The sequence below is a fragment of the Streptomyces sp. NPDC048481 genome (genome assembly GCF_043200075.1).
Lineage (GTDB): Bacteria > Actinomycetota > Actinomycetes > Streptomycetales > Streptomycetaceae > Streptomyces.
The window spans coordinates 1-16,426 of sequence record NZ_JBICXC010000006.1; the positions used below are offsets into that span (position 1 = coordinate 1).

At 72.4% G+C, this 16,426-nt stretch carries 16 protein-coding genes; all 16 read right to left on the reverse strand.

Going from position 1 to position 16,426, the window contains the following annotated elements; genetic code table 11:
* On the reverse strand, positions 1 to 199 hold a 199-nt coding region (locus tag ACGFSH_RS19455), incomplete at its 3' end, for a flavodoxin-dependent (E)-4-hydroxy-3-methylbut-2-enyl-diphosphate synthase (RefSeq protein ID WP_393350079.1).
* Between the two features lie 4 nt (positions 200 to 203).
* Positions 204 to 1,226 (reverse strand): adenosyl-hopene transferase HpnH, encoded by a 1,023-nt coding sequence (gene hpnH / locus ACGFSH_RS19460; protein ID WP_393350081.1) that lies wholly within the window; start codon positions 1,224 to 1,226, stop codon positions 204 to 206.
* Positions 1,227 to 1,231: 5 nt separating this feature from the next.
* A complete protein-coding gene (locus tag ACGFSH_RS19465; protein WP_393350083.1) occupies positions 1,232 to 1,873 on the reverse strand; it encodes a 1-hydroxy-2-methyl-2-butenyl 4-diphosphate reductase in 642 nt (213 codons plus the stop codon).
* Positions 1,873 to 3,894 (reverse strand): squalene--hopene cyclase, encoded by a 2,022-nt coding sequence (gene shc, locus ACGFSH_RS19470; RefSeq protein WP_393350085.1) that lies wholly within the window; start codon positions 3,892 to 3,894, stop codon positions 1,873 to 1,875. Before shc ends, ACGFSH_RS19465 begins: the two co-directional genes overlap by 1 nt.
* Positions 3,895 to 4,011: 117 nt before the next feature.
* Positions 4,012 to 5,154 (reverse strand): polyprenyl synthetase family protein, encoded by a 1,143-nt coding sequence (locus ACGFSH_RS19475; protein ID WP_393350087.1) that lies wholly within the window; start codon positions 5,152 to 5,154, stop codon positions 4,012 to 4,014.
* Complete coding sequence (hpnE, locus tag ACGFSH_RS19480) at positions 5,151 to 6,656, reverse strand: hydroxysqualene dehydroxylase HpnE (RefSeq protein ID WP_393350089.1); 1,506 nt, start codon at positions 6,654 to 6,656, stop codon at positions 5,151 to 5,153. The genes ACGFSH_RS19475 and hpnE overlap by 4 nt, the downstream gene beginning before the upstream one ends.
* Positions 6,653 to 6,805, reverse strand: a complete 153-nt coding sequence (locus ACGFSH_RS19485; protein WP_393350091.1) for a DUF6380 family protein — start codon at positions 6,803 to 6,805, stop codon at positions 6,653 to 6,655. Before ACGFSH_RS19485 ends, hpnE begins: the two co-directional genes overlap by 4 nt.
* Positions 6,805 to 7,755 carry a presqualene diphosphate synthase HpnD gene (gene hpnD, locus ACGFSH_RS19490; protein WP_393350093.1) on the reverse strand — a complete coding sequence of 317 codons (951 nt, stop codon included), beginning with the start codon at positions 7,753 to 7,755 and terminating at the stop codon, positions 6,805 to 6,807. Before hpnD ends, ACGFSH_RS19485 begins: the two co-directional genes overlap by 1 nt.
* Complete coding sequence (gene hpnC / locus ACGFSH_RS19495) at positions 7,752 to 8,663, reverse strand: squalene synthase HpnC (RefSeq protein WP_393350094.1); 912 nt, start codon at positions 8,661 to 8,663, stop codon at positions 7,752 to 7,754. Before hpnC ends, hpnD begins: the two co-directional genes overlap by 4 nt.
* A gap of 359 nt (positions 8,664 to 9,022) precedes the next feature.
* On the reverse strand, positions 9,023 to 9,823 hold the full coding sequence (locus tag ACGFSH_RS19500) for an ABC transporter ATP-binding protein (protein ID WP_393350097.1): 801 nt from the start codon (positions 9,821 to 9,823) through the stop codon (positions 9,023 to 9,025).
* Positions 9,816 to 10,745 (reverse strand): ABC transporter permease, encoded by a 930-nt coding sequence (locus ACGFSH_RS19505; protein ID WP_393350099.1) that lies wholly within the window; start codon positions 10,743 to 10,745, stop codon positions 9,816 to 9,818. Before ACGFSH_RS19505 ends, ACGFSH_RS19500 begins: the two co-directional genes overlap by 8 nt.
* Before the next feature lie 98 nt (positions 10,746 to 10,843).
* Entirely contained in the window at positions 10,844 to 11,728 is an 885-nt protein-coding gene (locus tag ACGFSH_RS19510) for a glycosyltransferase family 2 protein (protein ID WP_393350102.1), read from the reverse strand.
* A complete protein-coding gene (locus ACGFSH_RS19515) occupies positions 11,725 to 12,504 on the reverse strand; it encodes a CDP-alcohol phosphatidyltransferase family protein (protein WP_393350105.1) in 780 nt (259 codons plus the stop codon). The genes ACGFSH_RS19510 and ACGFSH_RS19515 overlap by 4 nt, the downstream gene beginning before the upstream one ends.
* Entirely contained in the window at positions 12,482 to 13,543 is a 1,062-nt protein-coding gene (locus ACGFSH_RS19520) for an iron-containing alcohol dehydrogenase family protein (RefSeq protein WP_256915352.1), read from the reverse strand. The genes ACGFSH_RS19515 and ACGFSH_RS19520 overlap by 23 nt, the downstream gene beginning before the upstream one ends.
* Positions 13,531 to 14,283: a sugar phosphate nucleotidyltransferase gene (locus tag ACGFSH_RS19525; RefSeq protein WP_393350107.1), complete on the reverse strand. Its 753-nt coding sequence runs from the start codon at positions 14,281 to 14,283 to the stop codon at positions 13,531 to 13,533. The genes ACGFSH_RS19520 and ACGFSH_RS19525 overlap by 13 nt, the downstream gene beginning before the upstream one ends.
* Entirely contained in the window at positions 14,280 to 16,115 is a 1,836-nt protein-coding gene (locus ACGFSH_RS19530) for a DUF5941 domain-containing protein (RefSeq protein ID WP_393350110.1), read from the reverse strand. The genes ACGFSH_RS19525 and ACGFSH_RS19530 overlap by 4 nt, the downstream gene beginning before the upstream one ends.
* Positions 16,116 to 16,426 lie beyond the last annotated feature (311 nt).

Sequence of the window (16,426 nt, forward strand, 5' to 3'; positions counted from 1 at the left end):
GACAGCCCGACGCCGTCAGCTCCGCGATCTGCTGCAACGTCGCACCGATGTCCGACGTACGCGTCGTCGTCATCGACTGCACCGACACCGGGGCGCCGCCCCCGACCGCCACCGGGCCGACCTGGATCCGCCGCGACTCGCGCCGCGGCGCCACCGGCCGGACCGGCATCCCGGGAAGGCCCAGGGACACGGCGCTCACGCCGTCACTCCCGGTTCCCGTTGACGGTCTCGCGCAGGGCGCGCAGGGACTCCTTGAGCGACCCCATCGTGGCCAGGACGGCGGTGGGCTCGTAGCCGCAGTGCGCCATGCAGTTGGCGCAGCGCGGGTCCTTGCCCCGGCCGTACTTGTCCCAGTCGGTGTCCTCGATCAGCTCGCGGTAGGTGGGCACGTACCCGTCGCTCATCAGGTAGCAGGGGCGCTGCCAGCCGAAGAGCGAGTAGTTCGGGATGGCCCACGCCGTGCACGGGAAGTCGGCCTTGCCCTCCAGGAAGTCCAGGAACAGGGGCGAGTGGTTGAGCCGCCAGCGGCGCCGGTTGCCGCCCGAGAAGGCCTTCTTGAACAGCTCGCGGGTCTGCTCGACCCCCAGGAAGTGCTCCTGGTCGGGGGCCTTCTCGTAGGCGTAGGCGGGCGAGATCATCATCTCGTCGACCTTGAGGTCGTCGTTGAGGTAGTTGAGGACCTCGACGACGGTCTGCGGGGTGTCGGTGTTGAAGAAGGTCGAGTTGGTGGTGACCCGGAAGCCGCGCCGCTTGGCCTCCTTGATGGCCGCCACGGCCTCGTCGAACACGCCCTCCTTGGCCACGGACTCGTCGTGGCGTTCGCGCAGTCCGTCGATGTGCACGGCGAACGCGAAGTAGGGGGAAGGGGTGAACTTCTCCAGCTTCTTGCGCAGCAGCATGGCGTTGGTGCAGAGGAAGACGTACTTTCGCTTGGCCACCAACTGCCGCACGATCTCGTCGATCTGAGGATGCATCAGGGGCTCGCCGCCGGCGATGGACACCATCGGCGCACCGGACTCCAGCACCGCCCCCACGGCCTGGGCGACCGGCATGCGTTGTTTGAGCACTCCCGCCGGATGCTGGATCTTGCCGCAGCCCTCGCACTTGAGGTTGCAGGCGAAGAGCGGTTCCAGCTCGACGATGAGCGGGAACTTGTCCCGCTTGCGAAGCTTCTGTTCAGCCAGGTATGTAGCGACCTTGATGGACTGGCGCAGCGGCATGGCCATGTGGCTCACCTCCGGGGGAGCAGAACATTACGGTGCCATTCGAAAAAAGCAGGCAGGACGGATCGAAGAACGCGGAAAGCCGATATTCCACCGCGCACCGTGCCGATCCGGACGAGTTCATGTTCCGGAGCGTCCACGACCACCCGGACGGCCGCAACCGGGCGCGGCGCGGCGCGCACGGCGCTCAGGAGCGTGGCCGCCGATTCCATGTCGACCGCGATCGCGCCGGTCGCGAGCAGGTCGGCCCGCTCGTGACCGCGGACCACGTGGTCGGAGCCGGTGAGCGGGCCGGTGTGGACGGTCCGTCCGGGCAGGGTGCGCACCAGTTCCTTCACGAGCAGCTCGGTGCCCTCGCAGGGGACGCGGCCGCGCGGATCCCGGGTCTCGTCGGCGACGACCAGGTCGCCGGGGTGCATGCCGGGGGCGAGTCCGGCGCAGAAGCCCGTGGCCAGCACAGCCGCCCCGGCCAGCACCGGGTCGGCCAGGACACGGGTGACCGAGCGCTCGGCCGCCCGCGGCCCCATGCCCGTCCGCAGCACGGTCACCGGCCCGTCGGCGCCGCCCCGATCGCCCATGCGCAGGGCGAGGTGCTCGATGCCGAGCGCGCAGGCGATCAGCAGCGGCGCCGGGACGGGCTGTGCGCTCATCAGCTCCCCTTGCCCTCGGCGGACGCCGTGTGCGAGGCGGGCCGCTTGCTGAAGGGCTCTCCGTTCACATAGCGGCCGAGCGCGGTCAGCGGGAAGACCTGCCGGTAGAGGTGGTAGTTGATCGAGAAGTCCCACGGGAAGCCGGTGCCGGTGAAGTAGGGCTCGTCCCAGGAGCCGTCCTCCCGCTGGGTCCGGGCCAGCCAGGCCACGCCCCGTTCGACGGCCGGGGAGTCCTTCTCGCCCGCCGCCAGCAGAGCCATCAGCGCCCAGGCCGTCTGGGAGGCCGTCGACGCCCCGCGGGCGCTCCAGCGCGCGGGGTCCTGGTAGGAGCGCAGGTCCTCGCCCCAGCCGCCGTCGTCGTTCTGCACCCGCTCCAGCCAGCCGACCGCCGCGCGGATCGCCGGATGCCGCACGGACAGGCCCGCGGCGGTGAGCGCGGGCACCACGGACCCGGTGCCGTAGACGTAGTTGACGCCCCAGCGGCCGAACCAGGAGCCGTCCGGCTCCTGTTCGGCGAGCAGCCACTCGATCCCGCGCCGGGTGCGCGGGTCGTGCGAGAGACCCTCGATCGCCAGCATCTCGACCACGTGCGCGGTGACGTCCGCGGACGGCGGGTCGATCACCTCGCCGAAGTCGCAGAACGGCAGCCGGTTGGGGAACGGGCTGGTGTTGTCGACGTCGAAGGCGCCCCAGGCGCCGTTGCGGGACTGCATCCCGAGGTTCCAGCGCACGCCGCGCGCGATGGCCCGGTCCATGCGCTCGGGGTCGTGGTGGCGGACCCTGCGCAGTGCGAGGACGACCTCGGCGGTGTCGTCGATGTCGGGGTAGTTGTCGTTGTGGAACTCGAAGGCCCAGCCGCCGGGCGGGAGTTGGGGCCTGCGCACCGACCAGTCCCCCGGGCGCACCACCTGTTCGCCGAGCATCCAGTCTGCGGCCTTGACCAGTTGGGGGTGGTCGGGGGGCAGTCCGGCGTCGGCGAGGGCGATGGTGGCCAGGCAGGTGTCCCACACGGGCGACTGGCAGGCCTCGATCATCCGGGCGCCGTCCTCGCGCCACACGGTGTAGCGGTCCAGGGACTCCAGCCCGGCCCGCATGACGGGGTGCTGGAGGTCGTAGCCGAGCAGGTGCAGGGCGATGACCGAGTACACGGCCGGAGGCTGGATCCCGCCCCAGCAGCCGTCGTTCTCCTGGCGCTCGATGATCCAGCGCGCGGCGGAGTTCAGGGCCGCCCGGCGCAGCCTGCCTACCGCGACCGACCGGTAGCCGCGCACCACCTTGTCGAGACGCTGGAAGAGTCCGTCCCAACTGTTGACCGGGGCAAGGGGCTTGGGCGGGTTGGGGTTCGCGGGGTCGGTGTGCAGCTCGTCGAGCGGGAACGGCGCCGGACGCACCGGGCGCTTGGCGGACACGACGGTCAGGGGCACGATCGTCTGCCGGGCCCAGCAGCCGAAGTTGTAGATGCTCAGCGGGAACCATTTAGGGAAGAACAAGAGCTCGGGCGGCAGTTCGGGCAGGTCCTCCCACTTCCACCAGCCGAACAGGGCCAGCCAGATCCGGGTGAAGACCCGGGCGGCCGCGATGCCTCCCTGGTCGCGGACCCAGGCGGAGGCGCGGGCCATGTGCGGGGCGTCGGGGGCGTCGCCGGCCAGCCTCAGCGCGACATACGCCTCGACGGTGGCGGACAGGTCGGGCGGGCCGCCGTAGAAGGTGGCCCAGGTGCCGTCCTCGCGCTGCTCGCCGCGCACGAAGAGGGCGGCTGCGCGGGTGGTCGGCTCGTCGCGGATGCCCAGGAACTGGCGCAGCAGCAGATCCTCGGCGTCCATGGTGACGTTGGTCTCCAGGTCGCCCTTCCACCAGCCCTCGGCGTCCTGCCGGGCGAGCAGGAAGTCCGTGGCGAGCTGCATCGCGCGTGCGGCGGCTTCTTGTACCCCGGCCGCCACGGGGATGGTGATGTCGGTTTCGCTGGCCGCGGCAGCGCGGGGCGGCAGGGCCCCGGTGCTTCCGTCGGTCGTCGCTGTCATGGCTTCCCCTTCGTGCAGTGTGCATGTCGTTGCGTCTGCTGTGGGTCCGCCGTCGGCCGGTGTCCTCTCCTCGCACACCGGCCGGCGACTACGCGAGGGCTATTCGACCGATAGTGATCATCTCTTTCGTACGACGACGAAGTCCGCGAGCGCCGTGAACCGGTCCCGGACCTGTTCGGGCATGTCGACGGAGTTCAGGGCCTCGATGGCGACGGTGTGCTGACGGCGTGCCTCCCCGGCGGTCCAGTCGCGGCCGCCCGCCTCCTCGATCAGGGCCGCGCGGGCCGCGAACTCCTCCTCGGAGAAGTTCTCGAAGTCGTTGCTCTTGGCGTCGGCGGCGAGCATCTCGCCGAGCCGCTCGGAGGCCGGGCCCCCGGCCGCGAGGGCGGCCACCACCGGCAAGGACTTCTTGCGCTGGCGCAGGTCGCTCCAGGTCTGCTTGCCCGTGGCCTCCGGGTCGCCCCAGATGCCGAGGAGGTCGTCGACGGCCTGGAAGGCGAGGCCGAGGTGGTAGCCGTACCTCTCCAGCGTGTCGGCGGTGCGGTCGTCCGCGCCGCCGAGCACCGCGCCGATGGAGGAGGCGCAGGCGAGCAGCGCGCCGGTCTTGTTGCCCTCCATCTCCAGGCACTCCTCGACGCTGACGCGGTCGCGGTGCTCGTAGGAGATGTCCTGGGCCTGGCCGTCGATGAGGGCGCGGGTGGCCGTCGTCAGACGGCGGGTGGCGCGGCCGGCCTCCACCGTGCCGAGTTCCAGCAGGACTTCGTTGGCGAGGGCGAACAGCGCGTCGCCGACCAGGATGGCCTGGGCGGGGCCGTGGACCTTCCAGACGGTGTCGCGGTGGCGGCGCTGCTCGTCGCCGTCCATCAGGTCGTCGTGCAGGAGGGAGAAGTTGTGGACCAGTTCCACGGCGACCGCGCCGGGGACGCCGACCTCGGGCCCGGCACCCGCCACCTCGGCGGAGAGCACGGCGAGCGCCGGGCGCACGGCCTTGCCGCCGTCGCCGTCGGTGGGGTTGCCCTGGGCGTCGATCCAGCCGAAGTGGTAGGCGGCGACCGTGTCCATGGGCGGGGCGAGTCGGTCGACGGCCGCCCGCAGCACCGGTGTGGCCAGGGTGCGGCCGCGCTCCAGGAGCGCGGTCACGTCCACCGCGGTCCGCCGAGCGGCCGGTGAGGCCTGGGGCACAGTGGGCACATTTTCTCCTCTTGTCGCGGTGCCGGAGGGGGTGCGGGGGTGTGCCGGGCCGTGCTGATCGAACTTCACCGGGCGCCCCCTCGCAGGGGAACGCCGGTTCCCTCCGGCTCCCGGCCGGAGGCTCGGGGGGTGTCCCCCGCGACGATGCAGTGGGCCGTCTCCTCGGAGTCGAAGCGACGGCGGGGTCGGGGCCGGCCGAGGGCGCTCAGCGCGGCGTCCGCCGCGTTCACGCCGCTGCGGACCGCACTCTCCATGGTCGCGGGCCACCCGGTGGCGGTCCACGCACCGGCCAGGTACAGGCCGGGGGCTTCGGTGCGGGCGCCGGGCCGCAGGCGGCCGACGCCGGGGGTGGGGGCGAACGTCGCCGTGCGCTCCCGGGTGACGAAGAAGTCCCGTACCCCGGCGCGGCGCGCGCCCGGCAGCAGCCTGCGCAGTTCGGGCAGGTAGCGCTCGCGCAGGGCGGCGACGGGCAGGTCGATGTCGTCCTGCGCGGCGGACTGGGACAGGGCGAGGTACTGGCCGTCGCGCAGTCCGGAGGCGTCGGTGCGGTCGAAGACCCACTGCACGGGGGTGCCGAGCGCGGCGAGGAAGGGCGCGTCGAGGACCTTGCGGTCGTAGACGACGTGGACGTTGAGGATCGGCGCGGTGCCGATCTCCAGCAGCCGTCCGGCGTCGGCGAGCGCGCCCTCGGGCAGCAGGTCGTGCGCCTCGCGCTGGGGGACGGCGAGGACGACCGTGTCCGCTACGAGCGTCCCGTCCGGGATCCGCACGCTCCATGTCCCGTCCTGCGCGCGGGAGAGGGCGGTGACGCGGGTTCTGACCTCGGTGCGCACACCCGCGGCGTCGAGCGCCCTGCGGGCGAGCCCGTCGTGCAGTTCGCCGAGCGGGACACGCGCCCAGCCGATGTCGGCGGCGCCCGGAGCGGAGAGCAGGCCGGTCTTGAACACCATCGCGGCGAGCCCGAGCGAACAGTGGCCGGCGACCGCGTTGAGCGTGGCGACGCCGACCAGGTCCCACAGGGCCTCGACGGCGCGCGGCGACTGGCCGTGCGCGGTCAGCCAGCTCCCGAAGTCCTGTGCGTCCAGGGCGGGATCGGCGAGGTCGAGCCCTTTGAGGGCGAGCGCCGCCCGGCCCACGGCGACGCGCTCGGCGAGGGAGAGATGCGGATAGGCGGCGAGGCTGCGCCCCAGGTGCAGCGGCACGGGCAGCGCGTCGCGCCGCAGTCTGCCCAGGCGCCGGCCCTCGGGCTTGGCGACGTCGACGACGGGCACGTCGAGACGGTCCTGAAGCGGGGCCAGGGCGCTGCCCCCGACGCGGTCCAGGAACCAGCGGTAGGCGGTGCAGCAACGCAGGTACACGTGCTGGCCGTTGTCGACGGTCAGCTCGCCGCGCCGGAAGGAGAAGGCGAGGCCGCCGAGCCGGGGGCGGCCTTCGAGCAGGGTGACGCGCACGCCCGCGTCGGCGAGCGCGAGTGCGGCGGTGACGCCGGCGAGCCCGCCCCCGACGACGACGGCGGTGCGCCCCGGGGAGGCGGGCGCTCGCGTCGCGTCCGCCTGCTGCTCGTCGTTCATCGTGCACCCTCCCGTGCGGGCCGGCCGTGGTGCTCGAACTCTGCACGGCAGGCCGTCGCAGTCAGGGACGCCGCGCCGCGTCGGAGGGTTGCGCGCCGCTTTTGCGGAGCGTCGCCGCCCTGGCCCTGCCCGTCGCCCGCCGCGTCCATCAGGTGTGCCTCCTGACGGCGCGCCGCGACACGTGCCGGGCGTCCAGGCCCGACAGCCCGCGCACGGCGACGAAGGCCTTCTCCCGGCCGGGCAGCGAGACGCGGCCGCGCAGCACGGCCTCGGGGTCGCGCTCGATGCGGTCCAGGAGCCGGCGGTAGATGCCGGCCATGGCGGCGACGCAGGCGCCGCTGCGCCGGTCGAGCAGGGGCAGCAGCCGGTAGCCCTCGGCGAAGAGGGTGCGGGCCCGGCGCACCTCGAAGTGCACGAGACCGGCGAAGTCGGAGCCCTCCGGCGGCTTCGGCCCGTCGAATCCGGCCGAGCAGCCGAACTTGGCGAGGTCGTCGGCGGGCAGATAGGTGCGGTCGCCCTCGGCGTCCTCGCGGACGTCGCGCAGGATGTTGGTGAGCTGGAGCGCGAGACCGAGCGTGTCCGCGTACTCCGGCGCGCGCTCGGCGCCGCGCGCCCCCGGCTCGGTGCCGAACACGCCGAGCGAGAGCCGCCCGATGGCGCCCGCCACGCAGCGGCAGTACGTCTTCAGGTCGTCCCAGGTCTCGTAGGTCTCACCGCGCACGTCCATCAGGACGCCGTCGATCAGCTCGTCCAGGCCGCCCAGCGGGACCGGGAAGGCCCGGGCGGTGTGCGCGAGGGCGACGGCCACGGGGTCGGTGTCGTCCTCGTCGACCTCGCCGGCCCGGACCCGGGTCAGCAGCGCCCGGGTGTCCTCCAGCCGGGCCGTCTTGACGTCGTCGTCCAGCGCGCCGTCGCCGATGTCGTCGACGCGGCGCGAGAACGCGTACAGCGCGGACATCGCGCGGCGCTTCGGTGTGGGCAGCAGCCTGATGCCGTACGCGAAGTTCCGGGCCTGCTGCCCGGTGACGGCCTCGCAGTAGCTGTAGGCGGCGAGTACCGGTGCGGACGCGTGCGGTGCCGACTCCACGGTCCGGATCACCCCTTTCCTCGCAGAGTCACGCCCGCCTCGCGCAGCAACTGCAGCTTGCCGGGCTTGGGCGGGCCGGGAAGTACGTCGTGATCGGCGGCGGCGATCGCCCGGATCGCCGCCCTTCCCCCCGCCACGAAGCCCGCGAGCAGCAGTCTCAGCCTGCCGTGGACGCTACCCACCAGGGGGGCGCCTTCATTCAGGAGATCGCTCGCGCGCTGCGCCTCGAACGCGACCAGGGCGCGCACCGAGGCGTTGGAGGTGCGCGCGGCGAGGTCCGCCTCCTGGACGTGGAAGCGCTTCATGTCGGCGGCGGGCAGGTAGACGCGGTCGCGGCCGAGGTCCTCGGCGACGTCCTGGAGGTGTTCGACGATCTGCAGTGCGGTGCAGATCGCGTCGGAGCGCCTGATCCGCTCGGGGGTCGCCGCGCCGGTGACGGCGAGGACGAGACGGCCGACGGGGTTGGCGGACAGTTCGCAGTAGGCGACGAGATCGTCGTAGGTCTCGTAGCGGGCGACGAGCTGGTCCTGGCGGTTGGCCGCGATCAGGCCGAGGAAGGGCTCCGGGGTGAGCGAGCGGCGGCGCACGGTCGGCTGGAGGCGGCGCAGCAGGGGGTGGCGGGGCGGGCCGTCGGAACCGCCGAAGACCCGGCGCAGGTCGGCCTCGAACGCGTCCAGCAGCGCGAGGCGGTCCCCTGCCTCGGCGGCCGGGACGCCGAGGAGGCGGGCGTCCTCGCCGCCGGGGGCCAGGTCGCCGTCGCCGATGTCGTCCACGAGCCGGGCGTAGCCGTACACGGCCATGAGGTCCTCGCGCCAGGCCCGGGGGAGGAAGAACGGGGCCACGGGGAAGTTCTCGTGCGCCGCTTTGGCGAGGGTGCTCCGTTCGGGGTCGCCGGTGTGCGGCGCCGTGGACGCCGTCACCGTCGTCCGTCCGTGGCCGGGACGGCGCGGCCTGCGTCGAGGCGGGGAGTTTCCGTAGCCATTGCCGTCACATCTCCCGTTCTACACTGCCGACCCAATAGGCACTATTTCGGACACGCCGCCCGGCCGTCCGCACGGCGGCCCCGACCAGGGGCGCTGCGTAGTATCGCCCCACTTGCCGCGTTTCGGGACCGGTCCAGCTTACGTTGTACAACGCGGCAGGGATCTCGGGGGTGTCCCGGACATCACAAGAACACACCGATTGGCGTCAAGATTCCTTGGGGAAGCACGAGTTGACGCTTCTTTTGCAGACGCGGGGCCCCGCCGGACAGTTCCGGCGGGGCCCTGGCCGAAACGGTCTACTTGCCGGTGAACTTCTCGTAGGCCTTGAGGACCTCTTCGGTCGGGCCGTCCAGGCGCAGTTCGCCCCGTTCCAGCCACAGGACCCGGTCGCAGGTGTCGCGGATGGACTGGTTGCTGTGGCTGACCAGGAACACGGTGCCGGCGTGCTCGCGCAGCTCCCGCACCCGTGCCTCGGACCGCCGGCGGAACTTGGCGTCGCCGGTGGCCAGGGCCTCGTCGATCATCAGCACGTCGTGGTCCTTCGCCGCGGCGATGGAGAACCGCAGCCGGGCCTGCATGCCGGAGGAGTAGGTGCGCATCGGCAGGCTGATGAAGTCGCCCTTCTCGTTGATGCCGGAGAAGTCGACGATCTCCTGGTAGCGCTCCTTGATCTGCTCGCGGGACATGCCCATGGCCAGGCCGCCGAGCGTCACGTTGCGTTCGCCGGTGAGGTCGTTCATCAGGGCCGCGTTGACCCCGAGCAGTGAGGGCTGGCCGTCGGTGTAGACCTTGCCTCGCTCGGGCGGCAGCAGCCCCGCGATGGCGCGCAGCAGCGTGGACTTGCCCGAGCCGTTGGAGCCGATCAGTCCGATGGCCTCGCCGCGGTGGGCGACGAAGGACACGCCCCGCACCGCGTGCACCTTGCGCACCCCGCGCTCGGTGTCGTCGGAGCCCCGCTTGACGATGCGGCTCAGCGCGGCGGTGGCGCTGCCCTTGCCGGACCTGACGCCGTTGACGCGGTAGACGATGTGGACGTCGTCGGCGATGACGGTCGGCACGCGCCCGCCCGTGCGCTGCGCCGGGAGCGCCTCAACCACGGCCGTACCTCTCCTCGGCCTTCCAGAAGTACACGAAGCCGCCCACGGCGACCAGCACGGCCCAGCCGGCCGCGACCGCCCACACGTGGGCGGGCAGGTTCGCGGCGTCGTACTCCTCGATGAGCGCGAAGCGCATCAGGTCCATGTAGATGGCGGCCGGGTTCCACTGGAGGATGTTCGCCGCCCACTGCGGCTTGTCCGCGAGGAAGACCGGGATGGAGAACATCACGCCGGAGGCGTACATCCACGTCCGCATCACGAACGGCATCAGCTGCGCCAGGTCCGGGGTGCGCGCGCCGGCCCGGGCGAAGATCAGCGCCAGGCCGGTGTTGAAGCAGAACTGGAGGGCGAGGACGGGGACGATCAGCGCCCAGGACAGGTCCGGGTAGCTGCCCATGCCGATCACCACGAGGAACAGCACGAGCATGGAGTACAGCAGCTGCTGGAGCTGCTGAAGGGCGAAGGAGATGGGCAGCGAGGCGCGCGGGAAGTGCAGGGCGCGGACCAGTCCGAGGTTGCCGGAGATGGCGCGCACCCCGCTCATCACCGAGGTCTGCGTGAAGGTGAACACGAAGACGCCGGTGACGAGGAAGGGGATGTAGACGTTCTTGGGCATCCCCCGGCCCGCGCCGAGGAGCAGGCCGAAGATCATGAAGTAGACCGCCGCGTTCAGCAGCGGCGTGGCCACCTGCCAGACCTGGCCGAGCTTGGCCTGGCTGTACTGCGCGGCCAGCTTCGCCCGGGAGAACGCCAGGATGAAGTGGCGGCGGCCCCACAGCTGGCGGACGTACTCCGTCAGCGGGGGGCGGGCGCCGCTCACGGCCAGCCCGTACTTGGCGGCCAGCTGCGCCGCCGTGAGGCCCTCGTCGGGCGACGGAGGCGCGCTCACGGCGACTCCGACGTCATGCGTTGTCTCACTCACAAGTAGGAACTTTCGTCTTCGGGATGCGCAGCCTTGACCGGGCCGGCGGGACCGGGGGACCCGTGGTGGGGCCCGGGTTGTCCTCGGGGACGAGCTTGTCAGACGACCGGGGGCCGGCCCAGCCGTGTGAGCCGCCACACCGTACGCCACTTCATGGGCCGGCGGGGCCCGCACGACGTGGTCCATCCCTCCCGGAACCCGCCGAACCACGCCTTGAGCGCGGCACCCGAGGGGCGGCGGGCGAGGGTCAGCAGCAGCCACACGCCGAGGTAGACGGGGACCAGGGGGGCGGGCAGGTTGCGGCGGGCCAGCCAGACGCGGTTGCGGGCCACCATGCGGTGGTACACCGCGTGCCGCGAGGGCGCGGTCGTCGGGTGGTGGAGCACCATGTCGGACCGGTAGTCGATCATCCAGCCCGCGTCGAGGGCCCGCCAGGCGAGGTCGGTCTCCTCATGGGCGTAGAAGAACGCGTCCGGGAGCCCGCCCACCTCCGCGAAGACCTTGGTGCGCACGGCGTTGGCGCCGCCGAGGAACGTGGTGACCCGGGAGGAGCGCATCGGGTCCGAGGCTCGCAGCCGGGGCACGTGACGGCGCTGGGTGACGCCGGTGTCCGGGTCGGCGATCCGGAAACTGACGATGCCGAGCCTCGGGTCGGCGGCGAAGGCCCGCCGGCACAGCTCCGCCGTGTCGCGCTGCGCGAGGAGGCCGTCGTCGTCGAGGAACAGCAGGACGTCGACGTCGCGGCCGCTGGGCCCGAAGGCCTCGATGCCCACGTTGCGGCCGCCGGGGATGCCGAGGTTCTCGGGCACTTCGACCGTGCGGACGCCGCCGGGGACGGCCGGGACGGGCGCGCCGTTGCCGACGACGACGACCTCGACGCGGTCGCCGTCCTGCGCGGCTATCGAGTCGAGCAGGGCGCGCAGCTCGTCGGGGCGGTCGCCCATGGTGATGACGACCGCGCCGACCTTGAGTGCGGCGCTCACTTCAGCCTGCTCGACACGAGGATGGACACCAGGTGCAGCAAGGTCTGCAGCAGCGCGATCCCGGCGAGGACGGCGACGCCGAGCCGGGAGTAGAACAGGTCGCCGTGCACCTGGTCGAGGACGGCCAGCACCAGGATGAGCAGGGAGGCCTCGATGCCGAGAATCAGGCGGTGGAATTTGAGCGCCGAGGCGGCCCGGCGGGCCAGCGCCATGCCGGAGGAGCGCGGCTCGGACGCCGCCTCCTTGACCGGCGGCAGGCCGCCCTGGTGACGGGCGACGCCGACCAGGTCCGTCTCGGCCTTGATCAGGATCGCGCCCAGCGCGGCCAGGGTGCCGAGGAAGGCCCACAGCCAGTCGATCCGCCCACTGCCCCACAGGTCGGCGGCGCGCAGACCGAAGCCGACGAGCACCGCCGCGTCGGTCAGGTACGCGCCGACCCGGTCCAGGTAGACCCCGGCCAGCGAGTACTGCTTCTTCCAGCGGGCGACCTCGCCGTCGACGCAGTCCAGCAGCAGGTACATCTGCACGCACACCACGCCGAGCACCGCGCCCCAGATCCCCGGCACCAGCAGGGCCGGGGCCGCGAGCACGCCGAAGACGGTCATCAGGTACGTGAGCTGGTTGGGCGTGACCCTGGTGTTCACCAGGTAGCGGTCCACCCGCAGGGACACCTCGCGCATGTAGAGGCGTCCCATCCAGTGCTCACCGCTGCGCCGGTCCTTCACCCCCGGAGGGTGGACGACCGGTCTGAGTTCAGCTACCGATGGCCTTGACATAGTCGGCGTAGACGTCCTTGATCTGTTCGGTCTTGAGGTCGAGGTGTTCGAGGATCGTGTAGCGGCCGGGCCGGGTCTCGGGGGCGAACTCCACGGCCCGGACGAACTCGTCCGCCGTGAAGCCGATGTCCTCGGGCAGGACCGGCAGTCCGTGGCGGCGCAGCACCTGCGCCATGTAGGCCGACTCCTCGTGCGCCCCGCGCAGGTACATCGCGAAGGCCGCGCCGAGGCCGCACTGCTCGCCGTGGGCGGCGGCCCGCCGGGGGAAGAGCAGGTCGAAGGCGTGGTTGATCTCGTGGCAGGCGCCGGAGGAGGGGCGGGAGTCGCCCGACACCGACATGGCGATGCCGCTGAGCACCAGCGCCTCGGCCAGGACCTGGAGGAAGTCGGTGTCCTGGATGCCGCCCGGGTGCCGGAGCACGGCCTCGCCGGCCTGGCGGGCGATCGCGGCGGCCAGGCCGTCGATCTTCTCGCCCTTGACCCGGTTGGCCAGCTCCCAGTCCGCGATGGCCGAGATGTTCGACACCGCGTCGCCGATGCCGGCGCGCACGAACCGCACCGGGGCCTCGCGGATGACGTCCAGGTCGATCACCACGGCGATCGGGTTCGGCACGCCGTAGGAGCCGCGCCCCGCGTCGTTGTCGAGGGTGGCGACCGGCGAGCACAGTCCGTCGTGCGCGAGGTTGGTGGGCACGGCGACGAGCGGGAGGCCGACGCGTGCGGCGGCGAACTTGGCGCAGTCGATGATCTTGCCGCCGCCCAGGCCCACGACGGCGTCGTAGTGGCCGGCCTTTATGTCGCCGGCCAGCCGGACGGCGTCGTCGAGGGTGCCGCCGCCCACCTCGTACCAGGTGGCGCCGGGCAGCGCCGGGGTGAGGCGTTCGCGCAGCCGGGCGCCCGAGCCGCCGCTGACGGCGATCGCGAGCTTGCCCGAGTGCGAGATGCGCTCGTCGGCGAGGACCCCGACCAGGTCGTCGAGGGCGCCGGGGCGGATGTCGACGACGACGGGCGAGGGGATCAGCCGGGTCAGTACTGGCACGCGATCTCCCGTCCTCGGGCGAGGTCGTCGTGGTTGTCGATCTCGACCCACGCGACGTCGCCGATCGGCGCCACGTCGATGCGGAAGCCGCGGTTGACCAGCTCCTGGTAGCCGTGCTCGTAGAACTGCTGCGGGTCGGTCTCCCACACGGTCTTGAGCGCGTCGGCCAGTTCCGGTGCGGCGTCGCCCTCGATGAGGGTGACGCCGATGTACTCGCCGGTCGCCTCGGCCGGGTCCATCAGCTTGGTGATCCTCGTCATGCCCTTGTCGGGGTCGACGACGACCTTCATCTCCTCGTCGGCGAGGGACTTCACGGTGTCCGTCGCGAGGATGATCCGCCTGCCCTCACCGCGCGCGGCGAGCAGCGTCCGCTCCACGGAGACGGGGTGCACGGTGTCGCCGTTGGCGAGGATCACGCCGTCCTTGAGGGCGTCGCGGCCGCACCACAGGGAGTAGGCGTTGTTCCACTCCTCGGCCTTGTCGTTGTCGATCAGGGTCAGCTTGAGGCCGTACTTGGCCTCCAGCGCCGCCTTGCGCTCGTACACGGCCTCCTTGCGGTAGCCGACGATCACCGCGACCTCGGTCAGACCGATCTCGGCGAAGTTGCCGAGCGTCAGGTCCAGCACCGTGGGCTCGCCCTCTATGCCGGCCGGTCCCACCGGCACCAGCGCCTTGGGCAGGCTGTCGGTGTAGGGACGCAGACGCCGTCCGGCGCCGGCCGCCAGCACGAGGCCGATCATGCGGGTTCTCCTTCATCGTGTACGGCGGGGGCCCCTGCGGACACCCAGAAGCGGATGCTCTCGGCGAGCACCACCAGGGCGACGGCCACGGCGAGCACCGTGAGCGCGACCTCGAACTGCGAGGCGGTGAGCAGCGCGGCCAGCACGGCCACGAGCAGCGTCCGCCCTTCCTGCCCCCCGACGGCGCGCACCAGCCAGGCCGGCGGCGCTCCGGCGTTGCCGCGGATGCGGTACACCGTGTCGTAGTGATGGTAGGCGACGGCGGCCACCAGGCCGAAAGCCGCGGGAAGCGCCGCACCGCCCCCGGACTTCGCCGCCAGGATGAGGACCGTGCAGTATTCGGCGGCCCGGAAGAAGGGCGGGATGAGCCAGTCCAGGGCGCCCTTGAGGGGGTGGGAGAGCGCTTCGGCGGACAGCGCGACGTAGACCAGCGCGGCCAGGACGAGCCACCAGCTCGCTCCGCACGCCCACGCGGTGCCGGTCACCAGGAGCGCGCCGACGGCGGCGGCCAGGGGGGCGGTGCGACGGGGCCTGCCCGGCGCGAAGCGGATCAGCGGTTCGGCCAGCGGGCCGGTGTCGGCGAGGTCGGCCAGCGCCCGGGCCGCGCGGTCGGTGCGCCGGGCCTTGCGGGTCAGGGAGCGCAGCACCCGTCCCGCGGTGGTGTAGGTCGCCGCGAAGGCGCAGCCGATCAGCAGCGCGACGAGGGTGATGCGCGGAGTCGTCAGGGCGGTGAGTACGGCGATCATGGCCCATCGTTCGCCGATGGGCAGCACTATCATCCGCCGCACCCAGACCGTCCAGCCGACGCTGTCGAGCTTGTCGGAGAGGGCGGCGGTGGGGCTGGTGTTGGCGGTGGCGTCGTGGTTGGCCTCGGTGAAGGAGAAGTCCACGACGTGCCGGCAGGTCTGGAGGATCATCGCGCCCAGCGCGAGCGCCCATACGTCGTCGGTGCCGCCGCCGCGGGCCGCGCCGAGCGCGAGGCCGGCGTAGTAGGCGTACTCCTTGGCCCGGTCGAAGGTGGCGTCGAGCCACGCGCCGAGCGTGGAGTACTGCAACGAGTAGCGGGCGAGCTGGCCGTCGGTGCAGTCGAGCACGAAGGACGCGATGAGCAGGACTCCGGCCGCGACGAACCCGGCGCGCGTGCCCGTGGCCGCGCACCCCGCCGCGATCAGCGCGGTGATCAGCGAGGCGGTGGTGACCTGGTTCGGGGTGAGGCCGCGGCGGGCGCACCAGCGGGCGAGATAGCGCGAGTACGGGCTGATGAAGTGGGTGGTGAAGAAGCCGTCGCGGGCCTTGACGGCCGACTTCAGCCGCACGGCCTCGTCGTCCACGGCGGCCACGGCCTGACGGGCCTCGTTGCGGGCCTGCGGGTCGGCGGGGACCTCGGCGACCAGGCTGCCCAGCTCGGGGCGGTGCACGTCGACGCCGTCGGCGTCGAGGGAGGCGACGATGCGGTCGGCGAGGCTGTCGACGTCCTCCACGCTCGACGTGGTCCGCGCGAGGGCGCCGGCGGTGGCGCCGCCCGCGGAGGCGGAGTTCTCGCGGGCCATCGCGCGGGTCAGGGCCTGGCGGCCGGCCGGCTGCGCGGTCACCGCGCCCGGGATCGCGGCGAGCGGGAAGCGGGGGTCGGTGAGGCCGAGGCGCAGCGCGTGCCCGTGGCCCACGAAGCGGGCGTCCACGACGGCGACGCGTTCGTCGCCGGGGACGGCGGCGAGGAGGGTCTCGGCGTCACCGGCGTCGGCGGCGGTCCGGACGTCGAAGCCGAGGGACCGCAGATCGCCCTCGATCGACGATCCGGGGACCGGCGAGCCGGTGAGGATGGCGGTCGACAACCGAACTCACTCCCTGGTCCGGCGCGCACGCCGGTCATGTACACAACGGGGGGCGGCCCCTTGGCCGCACCGGCGTCTCACCGGTGGCCGCGCCAGGCGGGCGGCATGTCGGCTGAGGCTATCGGATGCCGACGGGGCCGTGTTCACCGCCCGTTCGGGCCCGATCGGCCCCGGTCCGGCGGACCGGCCCGCCCCCCTGTCCGGACCCGGTCAGGACTCGGTTCGGACCCGGCTTGAACCCGCCTTTGCCGAGATCATCATCGGTGATCGGCCGCCCGTCGGACAAACCGTGCCGCACAGAGCCGACATCG

Excerpts from the sequence above, each read along its gene's own strand:
- hpnH (WP_393350081.1), bottom strand. The coding sequence starts at position 1,226 with ATGGCCATGCCGCTGCGCCAGTCCATCAAGGTCGCTACATACCTGGCT.
- ACGFSH_RS19465 (WP_393350083.1), bottom strand. The coding sequence starts at position 1,873 with ATGAGCGCACAGCCCGTCCCGGCGCCGCTGCTGATCGCCTGCGCGCTC.
- shc (WP_393350085.1), bottom strand. The coding sequence starts at position 3,894 with ATGACAGCGACGACCGACGGAAGCACCGGGGCCCTGCCGCCCCGCGCT.
- hpnE (WP_393350089.1), bottom strand. The coding sequence starts at position 6,656 with ATGAACGACGAGCAGCAGGCGGACGCGACGCGAGCGCCCGCCTCCCCG.
- ACGFSH_RS19485 (WP_393350091.1), bottom strand. The coding sequence starts at position 6,805 with ATGGACGCGGCGGGCGACGGGCAGGGCCAGGGCGGCGACGCTCCGCAA.
- ACGFSH_RS19515 (WP_393350105.1), bottom strand. The coding sequence starts at position 12,504 with ATGTCAAGGCCATCGGTAGCTGAACTCAGACCGGTCGTCCACCCTCCG.
- ACGFSH_RS19525 (WP_393350107.1), bottom strand. The coding sequence starts at position 14,283 with ATGATCGGCCTCGTGCTGGCGGCCGGCGCCGGACGGCGTCTGCGTCCC.